The sequence below is a fragment of the Hydrogenophaga sp. genome, from assembly GCF_035481345.1.
Lineage (GTDB): Bacteria > Pseudomonadota > Gammaproteobacteria > Burkholderiales > Burkholderiaceae_C > Hydrogenophaga.
This window is the reverse complement of sequence record NZ_DATIGV010000068.1, coordinates 1-14,135: the sequence shown is the minus strand read 5'-3', so window position 1 is coordinate 14,135 and position 14,135 is coordinate 1. Positions and strand designations below refer to the sequence as shown.

The window sequence follows — 14,135 nt, the reverse complement described above, 5'->3', positions numbered from 1 at the left end:
GCGGTGCCACAGCATCCCCAGCGCCAGGCTGGGCGTGCGCAGCAGCGCGCCGCCGGGGAAGCGGCGGTGCTTCAGGCGCGCGTACAGGTCGAAGCGGCCCGCCTGGCCCAGCACCGCCTCGGCCACCAGTTGCCCGGCCAGGCCCGTGAGCGCCACGCCGTGGCCGCTGAAGCCCTGCAGGTAGTACAGGTTGTGCCCCAGGCGGCCGAAGTCGGGCGCGCGGTTCATGCTGATGTCCACGAACCCCCCCCACAGGTGCTCCACCGGCACCGTGCGCAGCTCGGGAAACACGGCGGCCATGCGCGCGCGCATGGTGCCTTCCAGGTGGCGCGGCGTCATGGTGGTGTAGCTCACGCGGCCACCGAAGAGCATGCGGCGCTCGGCGCTGAAGCGGAAGTAGTCGAGCACGAAGTTGTTGTCGCAGACCGCCGCGTCGCCAGGGATCAGGCGCTCGGCGAGCGCCGCGTCCACCGGCGCCGTGCCCAGGATGTAGGTGCCCACGGGCATGATGCGCGCCGCGATCTCGGGCGCCACCTGCGGGCCGTACTCGGGCAGCATGCAGTTGCCCGCCAGCACGCCGAAGCGCGCCGACACCTGGCCGCGTGCGGTGCGCGCGATCAGCGTGTCGCCGCGCTGCAGCGCGGTGACGGCCGAGTGCTCGAAGATCCGCACGCCCGCGGCCTCGGCCGCGCGCGCCAGGCCCAGGGCGTACTTCAGCGGGTGCAGGTGGCCGCTGCGCTGCTCGCGCGCCGCCGCCGCGTAGTGGTCGGTGCCGATCAGCCGGCGCACATCCGCGCCCTCGGCCCAGTCCACCGCGATGCCACGCGCCGCCAGGCCGTCCATTTCCGCCCGCAGCTCGCGCGCCTTGCGCGCGCTCTCGGCCACGTACACATAGCCGAAGCGGCGGTCGCAATCGATGCCGTGCGCGGCGATTCGCCGGTCGATCAGGTCGATGGCCTCCAGCGACATCGCCCAGGCGCGCTCGGCGTCCTCGCGCCCCAGTTGCTGCTCGAAAGGGCCCTGCCCGCTCGCGTAGCCCACGATGGCCTGGCCGCCGTTGCGCCCGCTCGCGCCGCTGCCGATGCGCTCGGCCTCCAGCACCACCACCGACAGGCCGCGTTGCGCCATCTCCAGCGCGGCCGACAGGCCCGAGAAACCCGCGCCCACCACCAGCGCGTCCACCACCAGGTGCTCCTGCAGCGGCGCGCGCGCGGGGCCGCGCTGCACGCTGGCCTCGTAGTAGCTGCGCTGGTTGAGCTGCGTGTCCGAACCGACAAGGGACATCTCAGGCCCCCGCCCGCGCCACGCGGCCGGCCAGGTAGGTCCAGACGAAGCAGGCCGCCGCGTTGCTGGTGAGCTCGGCGTGGTCATAGGCCGGCGCCACCTCCACACAGTCCATGCCGATCCAGTCCAGCGGGGCCAGGTCTTCCAGGAAGGTGAGCACCTGCGAGCTCGTGAGCCCGCCCGGCTCGGGCGTGCCGGTGCCCGGCGCGAAGGCCGGGTCCAGCACGTCGATGTCGAGCGTGAGGTACACGGGGCGCCCGGCGAGGCGTTCGCGGATGGCGGTGATCACCGGCCGCAGGGCCGCGCCGTCCAGCCCGCGCAGCTCGCGCGCGGTGAAGATCTGTCCGCCCTGGTCGGCCACGTAGTCGCGCGCGGCGCGCTCGCCACTCGATCGGATGCCGATCTGCACCGTGTGCGCCGCGCTCACCAGGCCCTCCTGGATGGCTTCGTACGTCCACGTGCCGTGGCCCGAGGGCTCGCCGAAGTGGTCGCTCCAGGTGTCGCAGTGGGCGTCGAAGTGCACCAGGGCCAGCGGCTCGCCGCCGTGGCGCGCCTTGGCCGCGCGCAGCAGCGACAGCGTGACCGAGTGGTCCCCACCCAGGAACACGCAGTGGTGCTTCGCCATCAGCTCGGCCGCCTGGCGCTCGATGTGGGCGCGCACCTCGGGCAAGGGCGAGGCGTTGGGCAGGCGCATGTCCAGCGCATCGCCCAGGTGCTCCAGCGGCGAGACGTCGAACACCGGGTGGATGCCGTCGCACAGCATGAGGCTGGCCGCGCGGATGGCCTGCGGCCCGAAACGCGCGCCGGGGCGGTTGGTCACCACGCCGTCGAAGGGTATGCCGCAGACCGCGTACGGTTGCCCGGCCAGCGGCGCGCAGGCCAGGAACCGGTTGCTGTTGTTGGCGTAGGCGAACTGACCAAGGGCCATGGGAAAACCAATGTCATCAAAGGGCGCCGGGCGGCGGGAGCGGCGACGATAGCCCCGCGCCCGCCGGCCGCAGGGAGCCACTTGGGCGGTGCCTCCGCCGTCCACCCCGCATCCCGCCAGACGGCAGGGCGCGGCGCCCGTCACGCCCTGCCTAACGGGCCAGTTCGAGCCGGTAGCTGAAGGCCTCTGGCCGGTAGGTGCTGGCCTCGAAGTGCAGCGGCCGATCGCCCGTGGTGAACACCGTGCGCTCCACCCGCAGCACCGCCGCCGGCTCGCCCAGCCCCAGCAGCTTGCGCTGGCGCGCCGTGGCCAGCGCCGCGCCGATGTCCACCGCCGCGCGCGTCACGCGCAGCTTCAGCGCGCTTTCGTAGATCGTCAGCAGGTCGGTCTGCGCCAGCGCCGCCTCGTCCAGCGTGTCGCCCACGGTGGGCTCGATCCAGATGCTGTTGAGCGACAGCGGCTGCCCGTCCGCGAAGCGAAGGGTCTGCAATTCGACGCAGGGCGTGCCCGCCGGCAGGCCCAGGGCCTGGGCGGCGCGCGCCGGCAGCCCGGCCTGGCCCAGGGAGAGCACGCGCGTGAGCACCTCGCGCCCCTGCCCGCCCAGCGCCTCCGACAGGCCCTGCAGGCGCGAGAGCTCCTGGCGCACCGGTGCCGGCGCCACGAAGGAGCCCTTGCCCTGCACGCGCACGATCAGGCCGTCGCCCGCCAGGTCGGCCAGCGCCTGGCGCACGGTGATGCGGCTCACCCCGTGCCGTTCGATCAGCTCGTTCTCGCTCGGCAGGCGGTCGTGGGTGTGCCAGTCACCACGCAGAATGCCCGCGCGCAGCGCCTCACGCACCTGCGCACGCAAGGTCAGGCCGTTGCCTGCCGGTGTCGCTGATCCTGGAACGGTGTTTGCTTCACTTGTCATGACTTGTTATATCAAGTTGAATAGCCCACCCGCCGGGTGCCCCTCCATCCTGTCAGGAGTTTCCCATGCCCACCCCCAACGCTCCGTTGCGCGCGCTCTCCCGCCGACTCATTCTTGCCGCCGCGCTGGCCAGCGCCGCCGGCACCAGTCTGGCGCAGGCCGGCGCCTACCCCAGCCGCCCGGTCACCGTCGTGGTGCCTTTCGCACCGGGCGGCAGCGTGGACGCCGCCGCGCGCCTCACCCTGCAGGCGCTGAGCGAGCGCATGAAGCAGCCGTTCGTCGTCGAGAACGTGGCCGGGGCATCCGGCACCATCGGCACGCAGCGCGTGGCGCGCGCCGCGGCCGACGGCTACACCCTGCTGTTCGCCGTAGCGAGCCCGATCAACGTGGCGCCCGTGGTCAAGCCCTCCATCGTGCGCTACGACGTCTTCAAGGACTTCGCGCCCATCGCCACCGTGGCCAGTTCGCCCTTCGTGCTGATCGGCAGCCCCAAGCTGGCCGCCGCCGGTACCGCCGAGCTGATCGCCGCCGCGCGCCAGGCCCCCGGCAGGCTCAACTACGGCACCGACGGGGTGGGCACCTCCATGCACCTCACGGCCGAGATCATCAAGCTCGGCGCGGGCGTGGACATCGTGCACGTGCCCTACAAGAACGGCCCGCAGGTGCTCACCGAGCTGTCCGCCGGCCTGATCGAGCTCGCGGTCATGCCGATCTCGCTCGCACAGCCCTTTATCAAGGACGGCAAGGTGAAGGCCTACGGCGTCACCACGCGCCAGCGCTGGCCCTCGCTGCCCGAGATCCCCGCGCTGGCCGAGACCCCGGCCCTGAAGTCGGTGGACGTGGACTCCTGGTACGGCCTGTTCGCGCCCGCCGGCACCGACGCCGCCATCGTGCAGCGCGTGGCCGACGGCCTGCGCGAGGCGCTGAAGGACCCCGCATTGGTCGAGAAGATGAACACCGCCGGTCTGCGGCCCCTCAGCGTGGAGCGCGACGAGTTCACGGCCCTGCTCAAGCGCGAGCGCGAGACCCTGGCCGCCGCCGTCAAAGCCGCCGAGATCAAACCCGAATGACAAACCCTGCATGACCGGCACCGACGCCCTCGCCTGGGCCGTGATCGCGCTGGCCGGCGCGGCCATCGGTGCCACCTCCATCGGCGGCGTGCTGGTGGTGCCGGCGCTCAGCACCCTGCTGGGCGTGCCCTTGCCCGAGGCGATCGCCGCCTCCAGTCTGGCCTTTCTCGTCACCGGCGCCTACGCGCTCACCGGCAACGCCTCGGGCGCGCTGGCGCACCTGCGCCGCGACGCGCCCCTCATGCTCACGGCCCTGCTCGGGGCGGGCGCGGGCGCCGCGCTCACCGCCTGGGCGCCGGGCGACGCGGTGCGCGGCTGGATCGGCCTACTCGCGCTCGCTTCGGGCGCGCACGCGCTGTGGCGCCTGCATCGGCCCGACCCGCGCGCCGACCACCCCTGGCCCGGCCTGGGCGGACAGCTCGCGCTCGGCCTGGGCGTGGGCCTGGGCTCGGCGCTGTCGGGCACGGGCGGGCCGGTGATGCTGCTGCCCATCCTCCTGCTGATGCGCCGCCCGCTGTCGCGCGCCATCGTCGCCGCGCAGGTCATCCAGTTGCCCATCGCCATCGCCTCCAGCGCCACGCACGCCCTGGCCGGCCGGCTCGACTGGCGCCTGGGCGCCACCATCGCCGTCGCCCTGCTGCTGGGCGCCTGGGCCGGCCGCCGCCTCGCGCGCCGCGCCAACCCCCGGCCCTTGCAGGCCACCACCGCCGCCGTGCTGCTGGCCACCGGCGCCTGGTTCCTCCTCGCCTGACCACGAAAGCCCGCCATGGACCTCCGCACCGCCCTCGGCGCCCCTGAAGCCCTGCTGCGCCCCGAACTCACCCTCATCGACGAGGTGCCGCAGCCCGGCCTGGCCGTGCTGCTGCGCGACGGCCGCTTCGCCGACCTGGGCCCCGCCGATGAGGTGGCGCGACGCCACCCCGCACTCACGCCCATCGACCTGCCGCGCCGCCTGCTCATGCCCGGCTTCATCGACACCCACCACCACCTCACGCAGTCCTTCGGCAAGGCCCTGGCCTTCGGTGAACCGTCCGAGATCTTTCGCCGCATCTGGGTGCCGCTGGAGCAACACCTCAACGAAGAGGCCCTGCACGTTTCGGCCCGCCTGGCCGCGCTGGAGGCGCTGCGCGGGGGCTTCACCACCGTGTGCGACGCCGGCACGCGATCCGAACTGGGCCTGCAGGCGCTGGAGGCCGCCGTGCAGGAAAGCGGCATCCGCTGCGTGCTCGCGCGCACCTGCAACGACGCCGGCCTGGACGAGGCCGCTGCCGCGAACATCGTGCGCGAGGCCGAGCGCCACCTGAGCGCCCACCACACCGGGGACCTGCTCCATCCCTCGCTGGCCATCTCCATCCCCGAGGCCGCCAGCGATGCCATGCTCGCGCGCGTGGCCGCGCTGTGCCGCGAGGCCGGCGCCGTGTTCCAGGTGCACCTCAACGAGCACCTGGCCTCCATCGAACGCTCGCTCATCGCGCGCGGCCGGCGTCCGCTGGAGGTGCTGCACCACGCGCGCGCCCTCGGCCCCGAGCTGCTGGCCGCTCACGCCACCATGGTCACCCCGCACGAGCTGGCCCTGCTGCGCGACAGCGGCGCGGCCGTGAGCTACAACCCCGTGGCCAGCAGCTGGAAGGGCAACGCCGTGGCGCCCGCGCTGCTGATGCACGGCCTGGGCATCCGCCTGGGCCTGGGCACCGACGGCACCCGCAGCGATGGCTTTCGCCTGATGGACGCCGCCGAGACCGCGCAGCGCCTCACGAACGGCATGGACGTGGGGGACTTCTCCACCGGCGCCGGCTGGACCTGGCTCGCCATGGCCACCGGCGCGGGCGCCGACGCGGCGGGTCTCGGGCGCATCACCGGGCGCATCGCCCCGGGCCTGGCGGCCGACGCCCTGCTCATCGACCTCGACGTGCCCGAACTGACGCCCTCCTGGGACCTGGGCTGGGAGCTGGTGCGCCTGGCGCACCGCGGCCAGATCGAGGCCGTGCTGGTGCAGGGCCGCCTGCGCCTGTGGCAGGGCTGGCCTGTGGACTGGGACGCGCGCGCCCTGATGGACCGCGCACGCGAACTCGCGCGCGAGGCCGTGGCCGCCGCGCCCATCCAGCGCATCCATCCCACTTCAGCGCAGGCGCCGCGCGCCATGTGATCACACCTTCGTCATGATTGCTCGCGCGTCTTGCGCGAGACTGCGCCCCCGAAGCAACAGGGTGGGGACGAGCGCATGGACGCATGGCACAGGCACTGGCTCGGCCGGGCACAGACCGCAACGAACCGACAGGAACTGACGTCGATCGCCAGCGACGCCGCGCGAGCGCTCGGCTTCGAGCGCTTCTGCTATCTGCAAAGCACCTGGCTGCTGAACTCGCGGGCGGTGGTGCTCACCCTGCACAACCACCTGATCTCGCCGCCCCCGCACGACCTCAGCCGCGCCGACGCCGATCCAGCCATCGCGCACTGCCGGTTCTCCAACCTGCCCTTCGTGTGGCAGGCCTGCGCCAACGGCGCGGGCTGGGCTCAGGGCGCGTCCTCCCCCCGCGCCCTCGGCGTGCGCGGCATCTTCAGTCTCACCCGCGACGGGCCGCCGCCCGACGACGGCGAACTGCAGCACGTCGAGCCCCTGCTGTCCCTGGTCAGCAAGGCCATTCACGACGCCATGCTGCGCATCGAGCGGCCCGCCCGCAGCGAGGCCCTCACCGAACGCGAGCGCGAGGTGCTGCGCTGGACCGCCGTCGGCAAGACCTCCACCGAGGTGGCTCAGATCCTCACCGTCTCCGAGAACACCATCAAGTTCCACATCAAGAACGCCACCCACAAGCTGGGCGTGGCCAACAAGACGGCGGCGGTGGTCAAGGCCGTGCTGATGGGCCTGCTGCACTGAGCGCGGGCAAGGGCCGGGCGCGGGCCGCGCCACTGCCCGATCGGGTAGTAGGCGGTGCCCGGCCCGGGTGCTCGAATGCGACCCCGCCAGCACCGATCACCGCCCGCCATGACCCCCTCCGCCACGGCCTGCAGCAAGGGTTTGAAGCTCATCGCCGAGCGCGAGTCCAGCGCCCGCACCTACGCGCGCACCTTCGACCGCCTCTTCACGCGGGGTTCGCTCTCCACCGTCTGGGACAGCGAAGGCCGCGACTACATCGACCTGCTGGCCTGCGCGGGCGCTCTGCCGCTGGGCCACAACCACCCCTACGTCATGGCCGCGGTGGGTGAGTTTCTCGGCGCCGGCCACCTTCAGCAGGGTCTGGACCTCGCCACGCCCACCAAGCTCGCGTTCGTCGAGCAGCTCCTGCGCACCCTGCCCTCCGCCTTCGCGCGCGACTGCCGCCTGCAATTCTGCGGCCCTACCGGCGCCGACGCCGTCGAGGCCGCGCTCAAGCTCTTCAAGACAGCCACCGGGCGCCACGCGGTCATCGCCTTCCACGGCGCGTACCACGGCATGACGGCCGGTGCCATGGGACTCATGGGCAACCTGGGCCCCAAGACACCCGTGCCGCACGCAAGCGCCGATGCGCATTTCTTCCCGTTCCCCTTCCCCCACGCGCGGCATTGCCCCTTCGGCGTCGGCGGTGAAGAAGGCGAAACCCTGGGCCTGCGCTACCTTGACCGCGCCCTCGGCGACCCGGAAAGCGGCATCACGCCGCCCGCGCTGGTCATGGTCGAGGCCATCCAGGGCGAAGGCGGCTGCATCCCCGCATCGGCCCGCTGGCTGCGCGGCCTGCGCGAGATCACCGCCCGCCACAACATCCCTCTGGTCATCGACGAGGTGCAGACCGGCTTCGGCCGCAGCGGCCAGATGTTCGCGCACGAGATCGCGGGCATCGTGCCCGATGCGATCGTGCTGTCCAAGGCCCTGGGTGGGGGCTTCCCGCTCGCGGTGCTCGCCTACCACCAGCGCCACGACGCCTGGTTGCCCGGCGCACACGCCGGCACCTTCCGCGGCAACCAGATCGCGCTGGCCGCTGGCGCGGCCACGATGCGCTTCCTGCGCAACCACGACCTGCCTGCGCGCGCTGCCGCCAGCGGCGAGCGGCTGCGCCAGGGCCTGCGTGAACTCGCCGACACCTTCCCCTGCCTCGGCGACATCCGCGGCCGCGGCCTCATGCTGGGCCTGGAAATCGTGAACGCACGGGACGGCACGCTCGACGGTGCCCTGGCCCGCCGCCTCAAGCGCGCCTGTTTCCACCAAGGCGTCATCGTGGAAACCGGCGGGCGCCACGGTGCCGTGATGCGCCTGCTGCCGGCACTCACGATCAGCGACGCCGACATCGACACCGCCGTGCGGCGCATCGGCGAAGCCCTGCGGGCCTGCGTCGCCGAACCCGAACCCGCCGCCGCCTGATCTCACTTCATCACGTACCCACCACGTACCCATTTCGAAACCAGTCCCATGCCCGACCCCATCCGCCCCTACGCCCGCTTCACCGTTCCACCGCTGTCCGACGACGCCATGCGCGAGTTCGACACGCTACCCTTGGACCCCTACACCGGCGGCTCCCAGCGCTACCGTCGCTTCTCGCAGTTCCGCCTCTGGTACGAAGGCGACGACTGGCGCACGGAACGTCTGCCGCACCGGCCCTTCATCCAGTCCCGCCAGTACAACGGCGTGGTGGGCGGCGTGCGCCGCGAGTTCGAGCCCATCCGCTTCGACCCCACGCCCCAGGTGGCGGCGGGCGCCCGCGCCGCCTGGCTCGACCAGGAGCAGCTCTACCAGATCAACGTGCACCAAGTGCGCGTGATCACCTCACGCGACATCAAGGGCATCGCCGTGCCCGAAGGCCCGCACCGCGACGGCCATGACTTCGTCATGAACGCCATCTTCTCCCGCCACAACATCACCGGCGGCGTGAGCCAGCTCATGCCCACGGGCGGCGGCCCCTGCTTCTTCGAAGACGTGCTGCAACCGCAGGAAGCCATCGTCATGGCCGACGACAAGATGTGGCACCACGCCACCGACATCCTGCCCGCTGGCCTGGGGCCGGGGCATCGCGACATCCTGATCGTCTCGTTCAACGCCTGGGAACGGCGCCGCTACGGCGAGGAGTTCGAGCGCCGGCTGGGCGCGCTGAACCACGAGCCCGTGCCCGCATGAGGAGGGCCTTGCGGTGAGTGCCCGGCGCCTGACGGCGCTGCTGTGGGCCATCAACCTGTCCGCCATCTCGGCGAGCATGTTCGTCTACCTCTACCTCGCCCAGCACGCGTACCATGCGCTGGGCAGCCTGCTGGTGTCCGAACTCGTGCTCGTCGCGCCCCTGGTGATGCCGGTGCTGCTGGCCTTCCAGCTCAACCAGGTGGCGGCGCGCGTGGGTCCACGCAAGCTGCTGTTCGCAGCCAACGCGGCGGGCGCGTGCTGCTGCGCCGTCCTGTTCCTCGCCACCGACCTCGGCACGGTGAGCGTGCTGCTCGGCGCGGCCGTGGTGGGCGCGCTGGACGCCTTGCAGCGCGTGGCCCGCATCGTGGCCATCAAGCGCTACTTCAGCGCACAAGACGTGCGGCACACCGTGCCGCTCACGCTCACCGCACAGTTCGTCGCGGGCGCCCTGGCCGGTGCCATGCTCGCCTTCTTTCCGGGCCGGCTCACCCTCGCGGGCGCGGCCATCGCCACCACGGTGCTCATGGGTCTGGCGGCCACCTGCGCGCTGCGGCTGCCGCGCCCGGTGCCCGATGCCGCCGACGCCGAGCGCACCGCGGCCAGCCTGGCCCACGCCGTGGCGCTGCTGCGTCGCACGCCCGCACTGCGCGACAGCCTGCTGGGCTTCGTGCTGCTGGGCGCCTGCTTCCAGGGCTTCTACAACCTCTCCCGCGTGGCGCTACCCGCTCACCACCTAGGGCTGCCCGGCACCTTCCACCTTGGCGTGCTGCAGATCATCGCCAGCCTCGCAGCCGTGTCGGGCGCGCTGGCCTACAGCGCGCTCTGCCGCCACCAGCGCGCACCCGGCCTGGCGGTGGTCACCCCCGTTTGCGCCATCGCCATGCTCGCGGCTTGCGAACTGCCCGGCGTCGCCGCCAGCTTCGCCAGCTACTTCGTCTTCTTCTTCTGCTTCGAACTGGCCTTCTTTCGCCTGCAGGGCGACATCGTGCTTGCCACGCCCCCGGCCGACATGCCGCTCGTGGCCACGCTGCAATACGCGCTCGTGTATGCGGGCCTGATGCTCACTGGAGGCGTCGGCGCCCTGCTCATCGGGCCCATCGGCCTCAGCGGCACGGCTCTGTGCCTGGCGCTGGGCTACTTCCTCGGCCAGGCGCTGCTGCGGTGGCTGGCACGCCGCGTCGCCACGCCTGCCTCCGTCCGTCCCACGCTGCCCGAACCATGAGCGCTCCCCACATCGCCTTCGTCGACTCCACCCTCGCCGGCCTGAGCGCCTTTCGCACGGCGCGCGAACTGGGGTGCCGTGTCAGCTTCATCGAGCCGCGCGACAGCTCCTTCCTCGCCATCTCCAGCGCCAACGCGACGCGCCTGCGACCGCACCTGAGCCACCTGCACGAGCACCTGCGCATTCCCTCCCTGGGTGGCGACGGACTCCTTGCCGCGCTGCGCGAACTCGGCGAACGCCATGGCCGCCTGGACGCTGTGATCACCACCTCCGAGGCCGCCATCCTGCCCGTGGCCCGGGCGGCCGAGGCCATCGGCGTCCTCACGCCGGGCGCCAACGCCCTGGAGAACGCCGTCTTCAAGGACCGATGCCGCACCGCGCTGTCGCACGCGGGCCTGCGCTCGCCCGACTTCGAGGTGATGAGCGAAAACCAGTTGTTGAGCGGGCGCGCGCCGCGCCTGTGCGCGCCCCTGGTGGTCAAGCCCACGCGCGGATTCGGCAAGCAGTTCTCGGCGGTGTGCCGCACCGAGAGCGATTTCCAGCGCTTCGTCGCCACGCTGCAAGACGCGCGGCGCCAAAGCGACCCCATGATCAACCACATCGTCAACCGCGAGTACATCCTCGAGGCCTACATCAGCGGCTCGCTGCATTCCGTCGAGGTCGTCGTGGTCGACGGCGACGTGCGCATCTACGCCACCACCACGCGCTACCGCTCGCGCCACAACGAGCTGCTGGAAATGGGCTACTGCATGCCCTCGGGGTTGAGCGCCGAACGCCTGGTGGCCCTGGAAGCGTATGTGCGCGAGGTGTTCCGCGCCGTCGATCTGCGCTTCGGCCTGTACCACGTGGAGGTGATCCTGGGGGAGGACGGGCCCTGCCTGGTCGAGATCAACGGCCGCATGATGGGCGGCGTGGGGCCACAGGCCTACGAATCGGTCTCGGGCCAGGACGCGTTCCGCTGGCTGGTGCGCCTGCACCTGGGCGAGGACATCACGCCCGACCAGGCCGCCATCCAGGGCGCGGCTACCGTCGTGCTCATCGGCGCGCGCGAGGCGGGCACCGTGTCCGGCGCGTTCACCCAGGCCCGGCTGGACGCGCTGCTGCAGCGACACGGCATCGGCTTCTGCACCTTGAACCTCGCACCCGGCCAAGCGCTGCGGCGCTTCGAAGGCAATGTCTCGGTGCTGGGACACGTCATCGTGCCCGGTGCGAGCGCCGCCGCATCCGCACGGCAAGGCCAGCGTTTCCTGCACGAACTCGACGAACTGCTGGGCGTGGAAGTCGCCAAGTACGAGCTGGATCCCGAAGCGGGACACTGACCCACAGCCCCGAGCGGCGCGGCGCCGCGCAGTGTCTACCGCTTCCCGCCGAACAGATCCTGGAGGCCCTCACCCAGGCGGTCGCCGAGGTTGGCCCCCGCCCCGGTGCCCACGCCGGGCATCACCGCCGTGCCGATGGCCGCGCCCAGCAGCGCCGCGCGCGTGAGCGTCACCTCGGGGTCGTCCAGCGTGCCGCCCACCGCCAGCGGCACGCCCACCACGCCGGCCGTGGCGCCACGTGTCACGTCCACGCGCACGCGACCCGACAGCGCGCGGCTCGGCGAAATCGCCACCTCGCCCGTGGCCGTCAGCAGGCCCGAACTCGCCACCAGGTTCGACAGCTGGATGGCCTTGCCCCGCGTCGCCACCTGGCCCGCCAGTGTGTCGAGCTGGGTAACTCCGCCGCTGGACAGGCCCACGGTGCTCACCGCCCGCGCCAGGTCCAGGCCGTGCAGCGTGGCGCCGGTGACGGTGAAGCGCGTGTCGCTGCGCAAGGCGTTCACCAGCGCGTCCGCGCTCACGCGCTCGGGAAAGCGCGCGCCCAGCGTGGTCTCGGCCTGCAGGCGCCCCGTGAGCGGCTTGCTCGGCGCCGTCAGGGCAGACACCTCCACGTTGTCGGTGCGAAGCGAGCCTTCGAGCACCACGCGCCGCTCCTTCGCGCCAGGCTCGGGCAGCTGCACCGCGACAGGCCCGCGCACCCGGCCGCCGCCCACGCGCGCGTCCAGCGCCCAGGCCGTGGCCTCGCCCTCGCGCCGCAGCGTGGCCGTGGTGCCGCGCAGCGCACCACCCACCACGGCCAGTTCGGCCTTGGTCGGCCAGCCGTCCTCGGCGAAGCGCAGATCGGCGTTCACGGTGGTGCGCGCGCCATCGGCCGCCAGCCAGCTCACCTCGTCGAGCACCAGTTCGCGCGGCAGCAGAGAAAAATCGATCGCTTCGTCGGCGTTCTCCGGCGGTGCCTTGGTCTTCGCGGCGCCGATGCGCGCCCCCAGCAGCGCGATGGTGGCCTCGGGCAGCACCGCCTGGCGCACCACCAGGGTCTGCACGCGCAGTTGCCCGGCCAGCAGAGCCGACCAGCGCGGCCGCAGTTCCACCCGTTGCAGCGACAGCGGCGTTCGCGCCTGCACGCTCAGGCCATCCACCGCCACCCCCGGCACCGGCCACAGCGCCAAGCCGATGGCCTGTGCGCGCACCGGCGCACCCAGCAACTCGCTCGCCTCGGCGGCCAGGCGATCGCGAAAGTCCTCGCTCGTCACCCAGTGCTGCAAGGCCAGCAACAGGCCCGCCAGCAAGAGCACGGGCAGCAGGAACCACAGGCTGAGTCGGGCGGATCGGCGCATGCCGAAATTGTGCCCAGGGCTTTGCGCAACGGCAGCCAGACGCCCTGCCGTTCGAGGCGCCGCCACGCCCTCACAGCGGGCGCTGGCGCCACGCGAACCCGGCCCCCAGCGCCAGCGCCGCGGCCGAGAACACCAGGCCGCGCGCCAAACCGCCCGGGCCGTCGCTGATCAGCCCCGTGAGCATCGGGCCGACGATGTGCCCCACCGCGAAACAGATGGTGAAGCGGCTGATGCCCCGCGCCCACAAGGCCGGCGGCAGGTTGTGGCGCACGAAGGCCGTGGTCGAGGCCACCACCGAGAGAAACCCAACGCCGAACAGCAGGCCCGAGACCAGCGCCACCGCCCAGCCGCCGGCCAGCACCGGCAACAGGGCGGCCACCGCCAACAGGGCGTTCAGGCGCGCGAAGGCCCCACCGCCGCGTTCGCGGTCCAGCAGGCCGGCCCACACGCGCGGCGCCACCACCACCGCCACGCCCAGCAAGGTGAAGTAGGTCGTGATCCCCAGCGCCGACAGGCCCTGCTCACGCAACAGCGCGACCGAGAAGGTCATGTAACCGATGTAGCCCGCGCCGAACAGGCCATAGCCCATCAGCAACCAACCCATGTCGCGCGGACTCGCCGACGAACGAGCGAGCGATGCGCCCACCACCTCGCCCACGGGTGCCGGCGAATCGTCGAGCACCCGCATCGGCCAGGCCATGAAGGCCGAGGCCAGCGCGCACAGCAGCGCCAGCCCCCACCACGCCCAGGCCCAGGCATGTGCCTGGGCGGCGGCCATGTGCAACAGCAGGGGCACCGCCAGTGCCGAGGCCACGATGCCCAGGCCCGCGCCGCCGTAGTACAGGCCCAGCAGCAGGCTGCCGCGCGCCGTGTCGCGCGCGGCCAGGCGCGCCGCGAGCAGGCCGCCCGCGATGAACTGGAACGCGCTCAGCACCCCAGCCAGCAGGCGCTGCGCGAGCAGTGCCTCCGGCGCCACCAG

Annotated in this window: 13 protein-coding genes; 8 read left to right on the top strand and 5 right to left on the bottom strand. The window is 72.4% G+C overall.

The annotated features are described in order from the left end of the window. From VLG41_RS07130 to VLG41_RS07120, 3 genes are all read right to left on the bottom strand, one after another. Positions 1-1,284: FAD-binding oxidoreductase (locus tag VLG41_RS07130; protein ID WP_325348699.1), on the bottom strand; the 1,284-nt coding region annotated here is incomplete at its 3' end. 1 nt (position 1,285) lies between these two features. Then, on the bottom strand, positions 1,286-2,212 hold the full coding sequence (speB, locus tag VLG41_RS07125; RefSeq protein ID WP_325348698.1) for an agmatinase: 927 nt from the start codon (positions 2,210-2,212) through the stop codon (positions 1,286-1,288). Between the two features lie 151 nt (positions 2,213-2,363). After that, positions 2,364-3,122 (bottom strand): GntR family transcriptional regulator, encoded by a 759-nt coding sequence (locus VLG41_RS07120; RefSeq protein WP_325348697.1) that lies wholly within the window; start codon positions 3,120-3,122, stop codon positions 2,364-2,366. Positions 3,123-3,187: 65 nt separating this feature from the next. Here VLG41_RS07120 and VLG41_RS07115 point away from each other — a divergent pair, with 65 nt between their 5' ends. The 8 genes from VLG41_RS07115 (at position 3,188) to VLG41_RS07080 (ending at position 11,819) form a co-directional block, all read left to right on the top strand. Further along, positions 3,188-4,192, top strand: a complete 1,005-nt coding sequence (locus VLG41_RS07115) for a tripartite tricarboxylate transporter substrate binding protein (RefSeq protein ID WP_325348696.1) — start codon at positions 3,188-3,190, stop codon at positions 4,190-4,192. A gap of 10 nt (positions 4,193-4,202) precedes the next feature. Then, a complete protein-coding gene (locus tag VLG41_RS07110; RefSeq protein WP_325348695.1) occupies positions 4,203-4,943 on the top strand; it encodes a sulfite exporter TauE/SafE family protein in 741 nt (246 codons plus the stop codon). Between the two features lie 15 nt (positions 4,944-4,958). Next, positions 4,959-6,338, top strand: a complete 1,380-nt coding sequence (locus VLG41_RS07105; RefSeq protein ID WP_325348694.1) for an amidohydrolase family protein — start codon at positions 4,959-4,961, stop codon at positions 6,336-6,338. Positions 6,339-6,413: 75 nt separating this feature from the next. Then, positions 6,414-7,070 (top strand): helix-turn-helix transcriptional regulator, encoded by a 657-nt coding sequence (locus tag VLG41_RS07100; protein ID WP_325348693.1) that lies wholly within the window; start codon positions 6,414-6,416, stop codon positions 7,068-7,070. Between the two features lie 108 nt (positions 7,071-7,178). Continuing rightward, positions 7,179-8,528: a diaminobutyrate--2-oxoglutarate transaminase family protein gene (locus VLG41_RS07095; protein ID WP_325348692.1), complete on the top strand. Its 1,350-nt coding sequence runs from the start codon at positions 7,179-7,181 to the stop codon at positions 8,526-8,528. A gap of 48 nt (positions 8,529-8,576) precedes the next feature. Further along, the gene (locus VLG41_RS07090) at positions 8,577-9,278 is read left to right on the top strand and encodes a 2OG-Fe dioxygenase family protein (RefSeq protein ID WP_325348691.1); all 702 of its coding nucleotides are present in this window, start codon (positions 8,577-8,579) and stop codon (positions 9,276-9,278) included. Between the two features lie 13 nt (positions 9,279-9,291). Further along, entirely contained in the window at positions 9,292-10,500 is a 1,209-nt protein-coding gene (locus tag VLG41_RS07085; protein ID WP_325348690.1) for an MFS transporter, read from the top strand. Further along, complete coding sequence (locus tag VLG41_RS07080) at positions 10,497-11,819, top strand: ATP-grasp domain-containing protein (protein ID WP_325348689.1); 1,323 nt, start codon at positions 10,497-10,499, stop codon at positions 11,817-11,819. The genes VLG41_RS07085 and VLG41_RS07080 overlap by 4 nt, the downstream gene beginning before the upstream one ends. Before the next feature lie 35 nt (positions 11,820-11,854). Here the strand turns inward: VLG41_RS07080 and VLG41_RS07075 are convergent, their stop codons facing one another. Then, a complete protein-coding gene (locus VLG41_RS07075) occupies positions 11,855-13,156 on the bottom strand; it encodes an AsmA family protein (RefSeq protein WP_325348688.1) in 1,302 nt (433 codons plus the stop codon). Positions 13,157-13,226: 70 nt separating this feature from the next. Continuing rightward, positions 13,227-14,135, bottom strand: a 909-nt coding sequence (locus tag VLG41_RS07070) for a YbfB/YjiJ family MFS transporter (protein WP_325348687.1), incomplete at its 5' end; no start/stop codon positions are given.